Source organism: Streptomyces glomeratus (genome assembly GCF_021462825.1).
GTDB lineage: Bacteria > Actinomycetota > Actinomycetes > Streptomycetales > Streptomycetaceae > Streptomyces > Streptomyces glomeratus.
This window is the reverse complement of the sequence record NZ_JAKEEB010000001.1, coordinates 17,790-32,848: the sequence shown is the minus strand read 5'-3', so window position 1 is coordinate 32,848 and position 15,059 is coordinate 17,790. Positions and strand designations below refer to the sequence as shown.

Here is a 15,059-nt window from a genome sequence, read left to right as displayed (position 1 = left end):
CGCGGGCGTGACGCCACCGGTTGTATACGGCTCCGCATACGGCCGAAGGGAACGTTTGAGCGTTTTCGGCTCGGGCTAGGTTTCGTGGCATGGCTTCGAATGCGGCTTCCGTTCTCGTGGCGTCCAACCGCGGCCCGGTCTCGTACACGCTGGACGAGACGGGACGGCTCACCGCCAGGCGCGGCGGGGGCGGACTGGTCTCCGGCTTGTCGGCGATCGGCCCCGGCACGGACGCGGTGTGGGTCTGCTCGGCGCTGAACGACAGCGACCGGGAGGCCGTACGGCGGACGGGCGGCACGCTCGATCCGGCCGACACCGGCGGCCAGCACGTACGAATGCTGGACGTCGACGCGCAGATGCACGCCGCCGCGTACAACGGCATCGCGAACTCGGTCCTGTGGTTCGTGCACCACATGCTGTACCAGACGCCGATGGAGCCGGTCTTCGACACGGAGTTCCGGCGGCAGTGGGCGGCGTACGAGGGGTACAACCGGGCCTTCGCCGAGGCACTGGCGGAGGAGGCTGCCGAGGGCGCGGCGGTCCTGGTCCAGGACTACCACCTCACCCTGACCCCCCGGATGCTCCGCGAGCTGAGGCCCGACCTGCGGATCGGCCACTTCTCGCACACACCGTGGGCGCCGCCGGAGTACTTCCGGCTGCTGCCGGACGACATCGCCGCGCAGGTGCTCGGCGGGATCCTGGGCGCGGACCGGGCGGCGTTCCTCACCCAGCGGTGGGCGGACGCCTTCACGGACTGCTGTCACGCGGTCCTCGGCCCGGGCATCCCCTCCGGCACCCGCATCGGTGTCCACGGGCTGGGCGCCGACGTGGAGTTCCTGCGCGAGCGGGCGCACCGGCCGGACGTGGCGGAGCGGATGCGGACCCTGCGGGCCCAGATCGGCACGGCCCCCGACGGCAGACCCCGCAAGACGATCGTGCGGGTGGACCGCACCGAGCTGTCCAAGAACATCGTGCGCGGGCTGCTGGCGTACGAGGAACTGCTCCGGTCGCGTCCGGAGTGGCGCGAACGGGTCGTCCACGTGGCGTTCGCCTACCCGTCGCGGCAGGACCTGGCCGTCTACCGTGAGTACACGGCGGAGGTCCAGCGGGTGGCCGCGGAGATCAACTCGCGTTTCGGGACGCCCGGGTGGACCCCGGTGGAGCTGCATGTCAAGGACGACTTCGCGCGCTCGCTCGCCGCGTACCGGCTGGCGGACGTGGCCCTGGTGAACCCCATCCGGGACGGCATGAACCTGGTCGCCAAGGAGGTCCCGGTGGTCTCCGACGAGGGCTGTGCGCTGGTGCTGTCGCGGGAGGCGGGGGCGTACGAGGAGCTGGGCGAGGACGCGGTGACGGTGAATCCGTACGACATCGTGGGCACGGCCCGGGCGCTGCACGAGGCGCTGTCGATGGGGCCGGGGGAGCGCGCGGAGCGCACGAAACGGCTCGCCGCGCAGGCCACGGCGCTCCCACCGGCCCGGTGGTTCCTGGATCAGCTGGCCGCGCTGGAGGGCTGACGGCCGCCGTGCGCCACCCGGGTGGTCCGGGGCCGCTTCACCGGGCGGGCCAGGGGGCGCTTCACGCGAGCCTGCCCGCCAGGGCCCTCAACAGCGCCACGACCCCTTCCGGGCCGTCGGCCACGAGATCCGCCCTGTCCGCGAGTTCCGTGACCTCCTCGCTGCCGCTGCACACCAGCAGGCCGGGGACGCCGTCGGAGCGGAGTTTGTCGACGGCGGCGAAGGCGGGCAGGTCGCCGAGGTCGTCACCCGCGTACATGACCGCTCCCGCGCCGATCTCACGGACGTACTCCAGCAGGGCCACCCCTTTGTCCATGCCCGGCGGGCGCAGCTCCAGGACCATCCGGCCGGGTTCGACGATCAGTCCGTGACGGGCGGCGAGGTCGGAGAGCGGTTCGCGCAGGGCCTCGAAGGCGGCCTGCGGATCGTCGGCCCTGCGGGTGTGCACGGCGACGGCCCGCCCCTTCTCCTCGATCCAGGTGCCCCGCCAGGCACCGATCTCGTCCAGGAAGCCGGGGAGTTCGGCACGGACGGCGGCGACGCCGGGGTGCGGGGCGGGGGCGTTGACGGTGCCGGTGCGGGCGTCCCAGCGTTCGGCGCCGTAGTGGCCGAGGACGACGAGGTGGTCGAGTCCGGGCACCCCTGCGAAGCCACCGTGGCGGACGGCGACGCCGGCCGGGCGGCCGGTGACGACCGCGACGGATGCGACCTTGGGGGCGAGCGCCGCGAGAGCGGGGACCGCGTCCGGGTGGGCGCGGGCCTGGTCGGGGTCCGGGACGATCGGGGCGAGCGTCCCGTCGAAGTCGAAGGCGAGGACGGCCCGCTCGGGCCGGGCGAGGATGGCGTCGAGACCGTCGCGCCCGGCCGGAGTGGCGGGCGTCGGCAAGGAGTCCGTGTGGCTGCCCATGCACCGACCCTATCCGCGCGGGACGGGATGCACGCCTGCCTCACGAACCCGGCGCCCCGCGCGGTCGGCGCCCGGTGCGGTCAGCGCTCCGCGCGGCGGGCGTCGCGGAGGCGGCGGAGGCGGTTGACCGTGACCGGGGCGTGGGCCAGGGCCCTCGGGTCGTCGAGGAGGGCGTTGAGCAGCTGGTAGTAGCGCACCGGGGCGAGACCCAGCTGCTCCCGTATGGCCCGCTCCTTGGCCCCCGGCCCGGAGAAGCTGCGCCCCTCCAGGGCGAGGACGGCCTTTTCTCGGGGGTTGAGCTGTTCCATGGGGGAACGGTAGCCGCAGGGGCCGACGGAGCGGACCGCTCAGCCGGCCGAGCCGGTGGCGCTGTCCGCCGTCACCGCCGCCCGCTGGAGTCCGCCGAGGATGACCGCCGGGCTGCCGCCGGGGCCGACCGCCTTGCCGATCTGCTTCTTGATGTCCGCGCTGACACCCGCCCAGGACGTCTTGCCGACCGGGTACAGCTCCGAGCTCGGCAGCTGCTCCAGGAAGGGCGCCAGATCCGCGTCCCGCGGCGACGCCGCCATGGTCTCCTGCGCCGAGTTGGTGACCGGCAGCAGGTCGTACCGACGAGAGAAGTCCAGCACGTTCTTCTCGTCGTACACATAGTCGAGGAACTCGCGGATCTGGGCTTTGTGGCCGTTCTGCTTGAAGGCCATCATCCAGTCGGTCACGCCCATCGTGGACTTCGCCCGGCCGCCGACCCCGGGCATCGGCACCATGCCGAAGCTCACGCCCTTGGCCCGCGCCGCCTTCATCAGGGAGGGGTGGCCGTTGAGCATGCCGACCTCACCACGTGTGAACGCGGCGAAGGCGTCGGCGCGGTTGAGCCGGCCCGGCGCCACCGGGCCCGTCAGCCCCTTGCCGACCAGTTCGTCCTTCAGCCAGGTGAAGGTTCCCACGTTCTGCGCGGAGTCGAGGTCGTAGGAGCCGAAGCCGTCCAGGTAGCCGTCGCCGCCGCTGAGCAGCCACTGCATGGTCTCGGCCTGGGCCTCCTCCGGCCCGAGCGGCAGCGCGAAGGGGAACTTCACTCCCTTGGCCTTGAGCGCCTGCGCGTCCGCCGCCAGGTCGTTCCAGGTCGTGGGCGGCTGGATGCCCGCCTGGGAGAACAGCGTCTTGTTGTAGAAGAGCAGCCGTGTGGACGCCGCGAACGGCATGCCGTACTGGGTCCGGTTCACCTTGCCCGCGTTGCTCAGTTCGGAGGCGAAGTCCGCCTGGACGGGGATCGAGAGCACCTCGTCGGCCTGGTACAGCCTGCCCGCCGCCGCGTAGTCGGCGTACGCCCCGATCTGCGCCATGTCGGGCGCGTGGCCCGCAGCCACCATCTCCTTGACCTTTGCGTCCACGTCGTTCCAGGAGTAGACGCCGACCTCGACCTTGATTCCGGAGTGCTCCGCCTCGAAGTCCCTGACCAGCGTGTCCCAATACTTCTTGGAGCTGTCGGCCGAGGAGTCCCCGTAGTCCGCGGCCACCAGCCGCAGCGTCACCTCCCCCGACCCGGACGAGCCTGAGCAGCCCGCCAGTACCGCTGTCATGCCCAGTGCGGACACCCCCGCGATCAGACCCTTGTGCCACGTCGTCCTACGCGCCCCGCGCCCCTGCACCGCTCTTGACCAACCTTGCTGTCTCGGAATGTGGAATATCAACTACATAAGGTCTACACCACGCGAGTGGACTAGACCTCTTCGGGCCCAGGGGTCACACTGTCTCCGTGAGACATGTCATCGCCCTCGACGTGGGCGGCACCGGGATGAAGGCCGCCCTGGTCGGTGCGGGGGGCGAGCTGCTGTACCGGGCGCGCCGGGCCACCGGCCGCGAGCGCGGGCCCGATGCCGTGGTGGAGTCGATCCTCGGTTTCGCCGCCGAGCTGCACACGCACGGCGAGCGCCACTTCGGCGAACCCGCGGCCGCGGCGGGCGTCGCGGTACCCGGCATCGTGGACGCCGACCGCGGGGTCGCCGCCTACTCGGCCAACCTCGGCTGGCGTGACGTACCCCTGCGGGACCTGCTCAGCCGCCGGCTGGCCGGCGCGCCCGTCGCGCTCGGTCACGATGTGCGCACCGGCGGACTCGCCGAGGGCCGCATCGGCGCGGGCAAGGGCGCGGACCGCTTTCTGTTCGTCCCCCTCGGCACCGGTATCGCGGGCGCCATCGGGATCGACGGCCGGGTGGAGGCCGGCGCGCACGGCTTCGCCGGCGAGATAGGTCACATCGTCGTACGCCCCGGCGGGGTCCCCTGCCCGTGCGGCCAGAGCGGCTGTCTGGAGCGTTACGCGTCCGCGGCGGCCGTCAGCGGGGCCTGGGCCGAGGCGTGCGGGGACCCCGAGGCAGACGCGGCCGACTGCGCGCGGGCCGTCGCGTCCGGTGATCCGAACGCCGTCCGGATCTGGCAGCAGGCCGTGGACGCGCTCGCCGACGGCCTGGTCACCGCCCTCACCCTGCTGGACCCGCGCACGGTCATCGTCGGCGGCGGGCTCGCCGAGGCGGGGGAGACCCTGTTCGCACCGCTGCGGGACGCCGTCCGGCGGCGGCTCACCTTCCAGAGGCCGCCGACGGTCGTCCCCGCGGCGCTGGGGGACAGTGCCGGATGCCTGGGCGCGGGACTTCTCGCCTGGGATCTCCTCGAAACCACTGACCGTTCGGAGGTAACCGCCTGATGGCCCCCAGCAAGGTTCTCGCCGGTGCCCGGGTGGTGCTGCCCACCGGGATCGTGACCGACGGCAGCGTCGTCGTGCAGGGCACACGGATCGCCGCCGTCTCCCCCGGCGGCTCCGGGGACCCGGCCGCTTCAGCGAGCCCGGCCCCGCCCGACCGGGAGGGCCCCCGGCTTCCGGGCGGGGTCCAAGCGAACGCGGAGATCATCGACGTACGAGGACACTGGCTGGTCCCCGGCTTCGTCGACCTGCACAACCACGGGGGCGGCGGGGCGTCCTTCTCCGGTACGGCCGAAGACATCCTGACGGCCGTCCGCACCCACCGGCTGCACGGCACCACCACCCTTGTCGCCTCGACCGTCACCGACGACATGGACTTCCTCGTCCGGCAGGCCGGACTGCTGTCCGAGCTGGCGGAGCAGGGCGAGATCGCCGGCATCCACTTCGAGGGGCCGTTCATCTCGCCGTGCCGCAAGGGCGCGCACTCGGAGGAACTGCTGCGCGACCCGGATCCCGCCGAGGTGCGCAAGCTGATCGACGCCGCCCGCGGACGGGCGAGGATGGTCACGCTCGCCGCCGAACTGCCCGGCGGCATCGACTCCGTACGGCTGCTCGCCGAGCACGGAGTGATCGCGGCGATCGGGCACACGGACGCGACGTACGAGCAGACGGTGCAGGCGATCGACGCGGGCGCCACGGTGGCGACACACCTGTTCAACGCGATGCCGCCGCTCGGCCACCGCGCCCCCGGGCCCATCACCGCACTCCTGGAGGACGAGCGGGTCACGGTCGAGCTGATCGACGACGGCACCCATCTGCACGCGGCCGCCCTCCGGCTGGCGTTCCATCACGCCGGGGCCTCCCGGGTCGCGTTCATCACGGATGCGATGGACGCGGCGGGCATCGGCGACGGGCGGTACATGCTCGGTCCACTGGAGGTGGAGGTGGCCGACGGGGTGGCACGTCTGGTGCAGGGAGGCTCGATCGCGGGCTCGACGCTCACCCTGGACCGCGCCTTCCGGCGGGCGGTCACCGTCGACCGGCTCCCGGTGGAGGACGTCGTCGCGGCCGTCTCGGCCAACCCGGCCAGGCTGCTGGGCGTCTACGACCGGGTGGGTTCCCTGGAGCCCGGAAAGGACGCCGACCTGGTGCTGCTGGACGAGGAGTTCGCCCTCAAGGGGGTGATGCGCCGCGGCGCATGGGTGGTCGATCCGCAACTGGGGTGATTCATCCGCTTGTTGGTTACAGGGCGGTCGACCCGGGGACTGGGCCGACCGCCGACTCATTTGGCATGATCGAGCCTCCGCACACCGCCGACGGCAGGAGCATCCTGGAATTCCGCACACGGGGAACCGACGTACGGAACCACCAGGCGCGCCGCCACGACATTCGAGGGAGGTCCCAGGTGATCCTCACGGTCACGCTGAACACCGCTCTCGACATCACCTATCGCGTACGGGCGCTCAGGCCGCACGCCTCGCACCGGGTGACCGAGGTGACCGAACGGCCCGGCGGCAAGGGCCTGAACGCGGCCCGGGTGCTCGCCGCGCTCGGCCACCGGGTGACCGCCACCGGCTTCGCGGGCGGCGCGACGGGCCGCTCCCTGAAGGACCAGCTCACGCACACCCCCGGCATCGTGGACGCGCTGGTCCCGGTGGCGGGCGCCACCCGGCGCACGGTCGCGGTGGTCGACGAGACGACCGGCGACACCACCCAGCTCAACGAGGCGGGCCCGGCGATAGCGCCGGCCGAGTGGTCGGCCTTCCTGGACACCTACGCGAACCTGGTGGGCTCCGCGGCGGCGGTGGCCCTGTGCGGCAGCCTGCCGCCGGGGGTGCCGGTGGGCGCGTACGCCCAACTGGTCCGCACCGCACGGGCGATGGGCGTGCCCGTCCTGCTCGACACGAGCGGCGAGCCGCTGCGCCGCGGGGTGGCCGCCCGCCCGGACATCGTCAAGCCGAACGCCGACGAGCTGGCCGAACTCACCGGCTCCCACGAACCGTTGCAGGCCACCCGGGACGCCCGCAGACGCGGGGCGCACACGGTGGTGGCCTCGCTGGGCGCGGAGGGCCTGCTCGCCGTGAACGCGGAGGGCCGCTGGCGGGCCGTCCCGCCGCGGCGCATCCGGGGAAATCCGACGGGCGCCGGCGACTCGGCCGTCGCGGGCCTGCTGTCGGGGCTGGTCGACCATCTGCCCTGGCCGGCCCGCCTGGCCCGCGCGGTGGCCCTGTCGACGGCGACCGTCCTGGCGCCGGTGGCGGGCGAGTTCGACCGCCACACCTACGAGGAACTGCTGGACCGGGTGGCGGTCACGAGCGAGGCCACCGCGGCGTAGCCGGTGTCACCCGGGCCGGCTAGGCCGCCGACCAGCCCTCGGTCAGCCACAGCTGGTCGAGGTAGGCGTTGCACTGGTTCCCCTGCTCGCAGGAGATGCGGATCGTGTTGGTGCCCTTGGTGAGCTGGACGTAGTTGAACGTCTTCGTCCAGCCCTTCTCCCAGTCGCCCTGGGGCGCCCCGGCCCAGTTCTTCAGCTTGAGCGGGCCGTCCTGCGCCTTCCCGTTGATCGAGAGGGTGGCGGTGGCGTCGACACCGGGCACTCCGTAGCCGGTGTGCAACGTGTACTTGCCGTCCGCGGGAACGTCCACGCTCCATGTCACGGCGGCACCGACGGCGTTGAAGCCGGACACATAGACCCCGCCGTCGGCCTTGGCGCCCTTCACGTCGGAGGCGGTGGTCGTGCCGCCCTCCAGCCGCAGGGCCTTGGCGTCGATCTTCGGCAGTTCACCGGCGGCCGGGGAGGCCGATCCGGACGCGCTCGGGGAGGCGCTCTGCGAGGCGGTCGGGCCGCTCGACGCGCCGCCCGCCGTGTCCTTCTTGTCGTTCGAGTCGCCGCCGATCATGGCCACCCCGATGCCGACGACGACCGCGGCGACCACCGCGATCGCCCCGATCAGCAGGCCCTTGGTGTTGGGGCCCCGGCCGCGGCCGCCGCCCGTGCCCGCCGGTGTCTGACGGGTGGTGGGGGCGCCGCCGCCCGGCACGGTCTCGGGCGCCGCGTAGTGGGCGTTCGGCTGGCCGTAGGGGCCCTGGCCGTAGCCCTGCTGCTGGGGCACCTGCCCGTAGGCTGCCGTCTGCGCCTGGGGCTGGCCGTACTGCCGTTCACCGACGGCACGCACTCTGTTGACGGATCCCGGGTAGCCGTAGCCGCCGGCGGGCGGCTGGGCGCCGTTGGCCTGACCGTCGGCGTAGAGATAGCCGAACGGGTCGTCGTCCTCGGGCGTGCTCGCGCCGTTGTTGCCGGGCGTCATCCCTAGGTACTCCTCAACAGGTGCGGGTCCGATTGCATAGGTGGCTGAATGGCGAGCCTACCCGCTCCACGGGCCCCAAACGGCAGTTCTTCTCATCACCTGCACACTGACCTGGGGTTTATCCCGCGCGTCGGTGTTGCTTGGGACGAGATCGTTTCTCCACGTACATCCGCTCGTCAGCGGATTTCAACACTTCGTCCGCCGTCATTCCACAGTGGGCCCAGCCGATGCCGAAACTGGCGCCGACCCGCATGGCGCGGCCGTCCACCCGGATCGGCTGGATGATCTCGTTGCGCAGGCGCACGGCGAGGTCCTGGGCGTCGGCCTTGCCGAGCCCGTCCGCGAGGACGACGAACTCGTCGCCGCCGAGCCGGGCCACCGTGTCCCCGTCGCGTACGCCGCGGCTGAGCCGCCGTGCGACCTCGATGAGAACGGCGTCCCCTGCGTTGTGCCCGAAGCGGTCGTTGATCGACTTGAATCCGTCCAGGTCGCAGAAGAGCACCGCGAGCCCCTTGGTGCCGTCGTCGGTGTCCCGGTCGGGTGCGACGGTGTGCACATGGTGGTCGAAGGCGTCGTACGGCCCCGGGCCGGTGTGGAAGTCGAACGCGTGCCCGCCCCCGTCGTACGCCGCCGGGTGACCGGCCTCGTATGCGCCGTACGCGGCGTCCAGGGACTCGGCCGCGCCCGTCGGCAGGGACTGGGGCCGCTGGCACAACCGGGCCGACAGCCGCGAGCGCAGCTCGGCGGAGTTGGGCAGACCGGTGAGCGAGTCGTGGGAGGCGCGGTGCGCGAGCTGCAACTCGCGGCGCTTGCGCTCTTCGATGTCCTCGACGTGGGTGAGCAGGAAGCGGGGCCCGTCGGCGGCGTCCGCCACGACGGAGTTGCGCAGGGACACCCAGACGTATGTGCCGTCCCGGCGCCCGAGCCGCAGCTCGGCCCGGCCGCCCTCGGCGGAGGTGCGCAGCAGGGTGCCGATGTCCTCGGGGTGGACGAGGTCGGAGAACGAGTAGCGGCGCATGGCGGAGGCGGGCCGGCCGAGCAGGCGGCACAGGGCGTCGTTGGTGCGCAGGATCCGCCCGTGCTGGTCGCCGCCCATCTCCGCGATGGCCATGCCGGAGGGGGCGTACTCGAAGGCCTGCCGGAAGGACTCCTCGCTGGCGCGCAGGGCCTGCTGCTCCCGCTCCAGGCGGACGAGCGCCCGCTGCATGTTGGCTCGCAGCCTGGCGTTGCTGATGGCTATGGCGGCCTGGAAGGCGTACATCTGGAGCGCCTCGCGTCCCCAGGCGCCGGGCCGCCGCCCGTTGCGCGGGCGGTCGACGGAGATGACCCCGATCAGCTCGCCGGGGCCGCCCTGGACACCCGGTGTGTACATGGGAGCGAAGAGGCGGTCGGAGGGGTGCCACTCGTCCTCGAAGCGGGGCTCCGGGCCGTCGGTGTACCACTGCGGGACGTCGTCCTCGTCGAGGATCCAGCCCTCGGTGTGCGGTATGAACCTCAGGTCGCCCCAGGCCTCGCCCATCGTGAGCCGGCGCTCCCAGGAGGCACGGGAGCCGACACGGCCGGTGATCAGTGCCTCGGCCGCGGAGTTCCCGGCGAGCGCGGCGACGACGAGGTCCCCGTCCGGGCGTACGAGGTTGACGGCCGCCAGCTCGTAGCCGAGGCCGGTGACGATGCCCTCGGCGACGGTCTGCAGCGTGTCCGCCAGGCTCCGGGCGGTGTTCATGTCCGCCATCACCTGGTGGAGCTGCCGCAGGGTGGCCAGGCGGACATACGGCTCCGACTCGGTCTCCATTCGCCCTCCCCTCGAGGTCTCGCAGCAACTCCAGGGACGCTTCGGCGTACTACGGTTCCCTTCGTCTTCGTCGGTGCGCTACTCGGCGTACTCCGGGTGTAGCGTCCAGCAGCGTCCCAGCCACTGAATCACAGCGCGCTCCCCACTAGGTACACAGGGTCAACAAAATACGCCCCCTGTGACTCAAGTCACAGAAAAACATGAACAATTGGGTGGGGATTCCGCGTTTTTCCGGCGCATTCCGCGCACACAATTCGTCACCCCATGCAGACGCCGTGATCATACGGGCCAACCGGCCGCGACGAGAGCCGAGTTGAAAGACGGGAAAAGACCGGTGGGCGCCCCATGGCCTCGGCCGCCGGTCCTAGGTCCCGGCTCGGACCCGGGGCCGATGTGGGGGCCCGGGGGCGCAGACTAGCTTTCCTGTGTGCTGAACACTCCCCCCGCCCCGCTTCTGACCGCCGTCCCGCCCGCCTCCGGGCATCCTGAGGGGGTGAGCAACGACGAGTTCCGCGCCGCGATGTCCCGGCTGGCCACGGGCGTGGTCCTGGTGACCGCGTACGAACCGGCGCTGGACCCGGAGGGGCCGAGCGGCGAGGACGTCGGCATGACGGCCAACGCGTTCATGTCGGTGTCCCTGGACCCGCCCCTGGTCCTGGTCAGCCTGCGCGAGGGCTCCCGCATGGACGACCTGCTCGCCGAGCAGCCCCTGTGGGCCGTCTCCGTGCTCACCGAGAGCCAGCGCCACATCGCGGGCCGCTTCGCGATGAAGGGCCGCATCAGCGACCGGCTGCTGTTCGAGGACATCGCCTGCGTCCGCGGCGAGGCCTCCGGCGCACCGCTGGTCGGCGGCGCCCTGGCGACCCTGGAGTGCCGCACGGAACAGCGGGTGCGGGCCGGTGACCACACCCTGGTCATCGGCCGGGTCCTGACCGCCCGTGTACCGAGCGCGGAGGGCGGCCCGCTGCTGTACTTCCGGGGGCGGTACCGGAACCTGGGCTGACCGGGTCTAGGACCAGTCCCGTCCGGAGCGGTCCCGCTTGGTCTCCGCACGGCGCTTCTTCTCCCGCAGCCGGCGTTCGTTGATCCCACGGGGGATCCGGGTCGGTTTGCGCGGCTTCGGCGGTGGCGCCGTCGCCTCCGCGAGCAGGGCGGCGAGACGTACGGCGGCGGCCTCGCGGTTGCGCCACTGCGAACGGTGCTCGGAGGCGCGGACGGTGACGACGCCGTCGGCGAGCCGCCCCGCCAGCCGCCGCAGCGCCCGCTCCTTCCACACCGGAGGCAGTGCCTCGGTCCGCGCGAGGTCGAAGCGCAATTCCACCTGGGTGTCGCTGGTGTTGACGTGCTGTCCGCCGGGCCCGGAGGAGCGCGAGAAACGCCACATGAGCTCGGCCTCGGGAAGCGAGACGGAGCCGCGGATGACGTGGGGACCGGACACGGGGTCCATGTTCCCGGCTTCACACGGTCCGCGTCACCCGTATTTCCGAACGGAAGGTAAAAGAGGTAAAGAGACCCGGAACCATGGGTACCCCCCTTGGCGTTCCTAAGGGTGGCGGTAGCTTCATCCGCACACGCACCGAGGGAAGGGACTCCCAACAATGGCTGTAAGCCTGTCCAAGGGTGGCAACGTCTCGCTCACCAAGGAGGCTCCGGGCCTGACCGCCGTCACCGTGGGCCTCGGCTGGGACGTCCGCACCACCACCGGCACGGACTTCGACCTCGACGCCTCCGCGATCGCGGTCAACCCGCAGGGCAGGGTCTACTCGGACCAGCACTTCGTCTTCTTCAACAACAAGCAGACCCCGGACAACTCGATCGTCCACACGGGTGACAACCGCACGGGTGAGGGCGCGGGCGACGACGAGGCGATCAACGTCAACCTGGCGGCGCTCCCGGCCGACATCGACAAGGTCGTCTTCCCCGTCTCCATCTACGACGCCGAGGCCCGTTCGCAGAACTTCGGCCAGGTGCGCAACGCGTACATCCGCATCGTCAACCAGGCCGGCGGCCAGGAGATCGCCCGCTACGACCTGTCGGAGGACGCGGCCACGGAGACGGCCATGATCTTCGGCGAGCTGTACCGCAACGGCGCGGAGTGGAAGTTCCGCGCGGTCGGCCAGGGCTACGCCTCGGGTCTGGTCGGCATCGCCCAGGACTTCGGCGTCAACGTCTGACGCCGGGGGACGCCTCACGGGAGCCCTCCGGCCGCGGAACGCCGCGGCGGGGGGCTCCGGTCCTTCCCCGGATCCCAGGGCGCCCGTGAGGGATACGTTGGCGTTCGTGATCCTCCAGCCTCTCCGGCTCTCCGCCGACCACGACATCCCGGCCCCGCTGCTCACCGAACTCACCGCGCTGTACGCCTCCCAGCGCGACTTCCACGCCCTCAGCGGCGACTTCCCGGACCCGGACGACATCCGTCCGGAACAGGTGGCGGCCGCGCTGGCCGACGAGCTGGCGAACCCGGACGTGGAGGTCCTGCTCGCCCGCGGTCAGGGGCGCCTGGTGGGCATCGTCATCACCCTCGCCCGCCATCCCGACCCCGCCGACCCGGACCCGTGGATCGGGCTGCTGATGGTGGACGCGGCCCTGGAGCGGCAGGGGTACGGCCGGCGGATCGTCTCCCGGGTCGAGGACCGGCTGCGCGCCGCGGGCCGGACCGCCGTACGCCTCGCGGTCCTGGACGACAACGCCCGGGGCCTCGCCTTCTGGGCGTCGCTCGGCTACGAGACCATCGACCACCGCCGGGACCGCCGACTGGCCCGCCCCTGCGCCGTGCTTCGCAAGCCGCTGCCGCCCTCGTGAGCCACAGCGGCCGCGTTGACGACAGGGCCTATGGCCGCTCCGGCTTTCCCTCCCCGTACAGCCAGTCCCGCCAGAGGGGACCGAAGTCCTTGTGCGGGGCCTTCTTCTCCACGTACGCCGTGAAGTCGGCCGTGGACGCGTTGCCGTGGCGGTGGGCGGCCGCCCATCCCTGGATGATGTCGTAGAAGGTGTCGTCGCCGACCGTCTGCCGGATCTTCTGCAGGACCATCGCGCCCCTTTCGTAGACGGGGCTGTCCGAGACTTGCGCGGCGCTCGTCGGCTTCGCGGGCGGGAACGCCCAGATCGCCTTGTTCTCCTCCGGGTCGTCGTAGTAGTCGCCCTGGTAGAGCGCGTCGAAGGTCTGCTGGGCCGTGTCGCCGCCGTGGTCCTCGCGCCACAGCCACTCCGCGTACGTGGCGAACCCCTCGTTGAGCCACATGTCGCGCCAGCTCTCCGGGGTGACGGAGTCGCCGTACCACTGGTGGGCGAGTTCGTGGACGAGGGTGTCGGTGTCGGGCGCGCCGGGGAAGACCGGGCGGGTCTGCGTCTCCAGGGCGTAACCCGAGGCACCCGCGCGGCCGACGACCGCGCCGGTGGAGGAGAAGGGGTACGGGCCGAAGTTGTCCTCCTCCCACTCCATGATCTCCGGGACCTGCGCCACCGCCTTGCGGCTCGCCTCGGTCTGCGCCCGGTCGACGGCGACATACGCGGGCAGACCGTTCTTCAGGACTGAGCGGGTGATGTCGTAGTGGCCGATCGCCACCAAGGCGACATAGCTCGCCATCGGCTGGTCGGTGTGCCAGGCGTAGGTGGTGCGGCCGTGCTCCGTCGTCCGGCCCGTCGGTTCGCCGTTGGAAACGGCCTGGAGACCTTCGGGGACCGTGACCGCGATGTCGTACGTCGCCTTGTCGGACGGGTGGTGGTTGCCGGGGAACCACGCCATCGAGCCCGCCGGCTCGCCGAGCGCCAGCGCGCCGTCGGCGGTCCTGAGCCAGCCCTCCTTCGAGCCGTCCGGGTCGGTGATCGTCTCGGGTGTGCCCGAGTAACGGACCGTCGTGCGGAACGTCTCGCCCCGGTCGAGGTCGGTGCGCGGGCGCACGGTCAGCTCCTGGCCGGCGCGGTTCCAGTGGGCGCCCTGGCCCTCGACCGTGACACCGTCGACGTGCAGCCCCCGAAGGTCGAGGTCGAAGGCGGAGAGGTCCTCGGTGGCGCGGGCGGTGATCACCGCCGTGCCGGTGAGGTGGTGGTGCGCCGGGTCGTAGTCGAGGGTCAGAGCGTAGTGCGTGACGTCGTACCCGCCGTTGCCCGAGCGCGGGAAGTAGGGGTCGCCCAGCCCCGGGCCGCCCGGGTCGCCGTGCACACCGCTCCCGCACGCCGTGAGCGCAACGGCCAGCAACAGGGCAGGGAAAGGGCGTATGGGGCGTATGTACCGGGACACGTACGCGATCCTACGGGGGCGGCCCGCGACGGCGGAGCCTGGCGCGGCGTGACACCATCGCCCCGTGCTCGACATCGGTTACGCCCTCTCCAACCGCTTCCCCGACCCCCCGCAGACCGACTACCGCCGCGCGGACGTCCACGCCTTGCGGCACGACCTGTTCTGCGGTGACGTCTACCTCGCCGACACCGGGGCGGACCGGGAGCTGTCCACAGCCTGGGGATGGGTGCCCGTGCTCGACTTCGCGTGGGCGCTGTGCGACATCGTCGAGCTGCTCGACCGGGACCCTCTCGGCAGCCGCGCTGCCCGGCCGCAGCGCGCGGAACTGGACTTCACCGAGTCCACCGACCGCCTGCTCTTCGAGCGCCGCTTCGGCTGGGTGGACATCGACGCGGAGTGGCTGCCCGCGGCCGAGCCCCCGCTGACCTTCTCCCACTCCGAACTGCGCCGCGAGGCACGGGACTTCCTGCACGACCTCGTCGCCGACCTCACCGACCTCCACGAGGACCTCGCGGACAACCCGGCGATCTGGACCCTCCAGGCCCGCTTCCCCCGCGTCGGCTGAGCGGGCGGGGCGACGAGAGGGAAGGAAACGTCGGG

At 72.0% G+C, this 15,059-nt stretch carries 15 protein-coding genes; 8 read left to right on the top strand and 7 right to left on the bottom strand.

Features of this window, described 5'->3' with window-relative positions; all coding sequences use genetic code 11:
- Window positions 1-89 precede the first annotated feature (89 nt).
- Window positions 90-1,517 carry an alpha,alpha-trehalose-phosphate synthase (UDP-forming) gene (locus LZ604_RS00170; RefSeq protein ID WP_234511040.1) on the top strand — a complete coding sequence of 476 codons (1,428 nt, stop codon included), beginning with the start codon at window positions 90-92 and terminating at the stop codon, window positions 1,515-1,517.
- Window positions 1,518-1,578: 61 nt separating this feature from the next.
- Here LZ604_RS00170 and otsB read toward each other — a convergent pair whose 3' ends face one another.
- The 3 genes from otsB to LZ604_RS00155 all read right to left on the bottom strand — a co-directional run bounded on the left by otsB (window position 1,579) and on the right by LZ604_RS00155 (window position 4,001).
- On the bottom strand, window positions 1,579-2,424 hold the full coding sequence (gene otsB, locus LZ604_RS00165) for a trehalose-phosphatase (RefSeq protein WP_234511035.1): 846 nt from the start codon (window positions 2,422-2,424) through the stop codon (window positions 1,579-1,581).
- Between the two features lie 80 nt (window positions 2,425-2,504).
- A complete protein-coding gene (locus LZ604_RS00160) occupies window positions 2,505-2,732 on the bottom strand; it encodes a DUF3263 domain-containing protein (RefSeq protein WP_234511032.1) in 228 nt (75 codons plus the stop codon).
- A gap of 39 nt (window positions 2,733-2,771) precedes the next feature.
- A complete protein-coding gene (locus LZ604_RS00155) occupies window positions 2,772-4,001 on the bottom strand; it encodes an extracellular solute-binding protein (protein WP_234511030.1) in 1,230 nt (409 codons plus the stop codon).
- Between the two features lie 176 nt (window positions 4,002-4,177).
- On the opposite strand from LZ604_RS00155, the gene LZ604_RS00150 reads away from it, so the two are divergent.
- The 3 genes from LZ604_RS00150 to LZ604_RS00140 all read left to right on the top strand — a co-directional run bounded on the left by LZ604_RS00150 (window position 4,178) and on the right by LZ604_RS00140 (window position 7,454).
- Window positions 4,178-5,122, top strand: a complete 945-nt coding sequence (locus LZ604_RS00150) for an ROK family protein (RefSeq protein ID WP_234511025.1) — start codon at window positions 4,178-4,180, stop codon at window positions 5,120-5,122.
- Entirely contained in the window at window positions 5,122-6,345 is a 1,224-nt protein-coding gene (gene nagA / locus LZ604_RS00145) for an N-acetylglucosamine-6-phosphate deacetylase (RefSeq protein WP_234511022.1), read from the top strand. Before LZ604_RS00150 ends, nagA begins: the two co-directional genes overlap by 1 nt.
- 179 nt (window positions 6,346-6,524) lie before the next feature.
- On the top strand, window positions 6,525-7,454 hold the full coding sequence (locus LZ604_RS00140) for a 1-phosphofructokinase family hexose kinase (RefSeq protein WP_234511876.1): 930 nt from the start codon (window positions 6,525-6,527) through the stop codon (window positions 7,452-7,454).
- 19 nt (window positions 7,455-7,473) lie between these two features.
- Here the strand turns inward: LZ604_RS00140 and LZ604_RS00135 are convergent, their stop codons facing one another.
- Both LZ604_RS00135 and cdgB read right to left on the bottom strand, forming a co-directional pair.
- Entirely contained in the window at window positions 7,474-8,427 is a 954-nt protein-coding gene (locus LZ604_RS00135) for a carbohydrate-binding protein (RefSeq protein WP_234511019.1), read from the bottom strand.
- 118 nt (window positions 8,428-8,545) lie between these two features.
- Window positions 8,546-10,219 carry a diguanylate cyclase CdgB gene (cdgB, locus tag LZ604_RS00130; RefSeq protein ID WP_234511016.1) on the bottom strand — a complete coding sequence of 558 codons (1,674 nt, stop codon included), beginning with the start codon at window positions 10,217-10,219 and terminating at the stop codon, window positions 8,546-8,548.
- 427 nt (window positions 10,220-10,646) lie between these two features.
- Here cdgB and LZ604_RS00125 point away from each other — a divergent pair, with 427 nt between their 5' ends.
- Window positions 10,647-11,222 (top strand): flavin reductase family protein, encoded by a 576-nt coding sequence (locus LZ604_RS00125; RefSeq protein WP_234511013.1) that lies wholly within the window; start codon window positions 10,647-10,649, stop codon window positions 11,220-11,222.
- A 6-nt stretch (window positions 11,223-11,228) separates the two neighbouring features.
- Here the strand turns inward: LZ604_RS00125 and arfB are convergent, their stop codons facing one another.
- Complete coding sequence (arfB, locus tag LZ604_RS00120; protein WP_234511010.1) at window positions 11,229-11,666, bottom strand: alternative ribosome rescue aminoacyl-tRNA hydrolase ArfB; 438 nt, start codon at window positions 11,664-11,666, stop codon at window positions 11,229-11,231.
- 151 nt (window positions 11,667-11,817) lie between these two features.
- Here arfB and LZ604_RS00115 point away from each other — a divergent pair, with 151 nt between their 5' ends.
- Together LZ604_RS00115 and LZ604_RS00110 are read left to right on the top strand one after the other, a co-directional pair.
- On the top strand, window positions 11,818-12,393 hold the full coding sequence (locus LZ604_RS00115; RefSeq protein WP_234511007.1) for a TerD family protein: 576 nt from the start codon (window positions 11,818-11,820) through the stop codon (window positions 12,391-12,393).
- Between the two features lie 106 nt (window positions 12,394-12,499).
- Window positions 12,500-13,021 carry a GNAT family N-acetyltransferase gene (locus LZ604_RS00110; protein ID WP_234511003.1) on the top strand — a complete coding sequence of 174 codons (522 nt, stop codon included), beginning with the start codon at window positions 12,500-12,502 and terminating at the stop codon, window positions 13,019-13,021.
- A gap of 28 nt (window positions 13,022-13,049) precedes the next feature.
- Here the strand turns inward: LZ604_RS00110 and LZ604_RS00105 are convergent, their stop codons facing one another.
- Complete coding sequence (locus LZ604_RS00105; RefSeq protein WP_234511000.1) at window positions 13,050-14,459, bottom strand: M1 family metallopeptidase; 1,410 nt, start codon at window positions 14,457-14,459, stop codon at window positions 13,050-13,052.
- A gap of 64 nt (window positions 14,460-14,523) precedes the next feature.
- Between LZ604_RS00105 and LZ604_RS00100 the strand changes: the two genes are divergently transcribed.
- The gene (locus LZ604_RS00100; protein ID WP_234510997.1) at window positions 14,524-15,024 is read left to right on the top strand and encodes a hypothetical protein; all 501 of its coding nucleotides are present in this window, start codon (window positions 14,524-14,526) and stop codon (window positions 15,022-15,024) included.
- Window positions 15,025-15,059: the final 35 nt, after the last annotated feature.

Coding starts and splice junctions, on each gene's coding strand:
- LZ604_RS00115 (WP_234511007.1), top strand. CDS start 11,818: ATGGCTGTAAGCCTGTCCAAGGGTGGCAACGTCTCGCTCACCAAGGAG.
- LZ604_RS00170 (WP_234511040.1), top strand. CDS start 90: ATGGCTTCGAATGCGGCTTCCGTTCTCGTGGCGTCCAACCGCGGCCCG.
- LZ604_RS00155 (WP_234511030.1), bottom strand. CDS start 4,001: ATGACAGCGGTACTGGCGGGCTGCTCAGGCTCGTCCGGGTCGGGGGAG.
- cdgB (WP_234511016.1), bottom strand. CDS start 10,219: ATGGAGACCGAGTCGGAGCCGTATGTCCGCCTGGCCACCCTGCGGCAG.
- otsB (WP_234511035.1), bottom strand. CDS start 2,424: ATGGGCAGCCACACGGACTCCTTGCCGACGCCCGCCACTCCGGCCGGG.
- nagA (WP_234511022.1), top strand. CDS start 5,122: ATGGCCCCCAGCAAGGTTCTCGCCGGTGCCCGGGTGGTGCTGCCCACC.
- arfB (WP_234511010.1), bottom strand. CDS start 11,666: ATGGACCCCGTGTCCGGTCCCCACGTCATCCGCGGCTCCGTCTCGCTT.
- LZ604_RS00160 (WP_234511032.1), bottom strand. CDS start 2,732: ATGGAACAGCTCAACCCCCGAGAAAAGGCCGTCCTCGCCCTGGAGGGG.
- LZ604_RS00135 (WP_234511019.1), bottom strand. CDS start 8,427: ATGACGCCCGGCAACAACGGCGCGAGCACGCCCGAGGACGACGACCCG.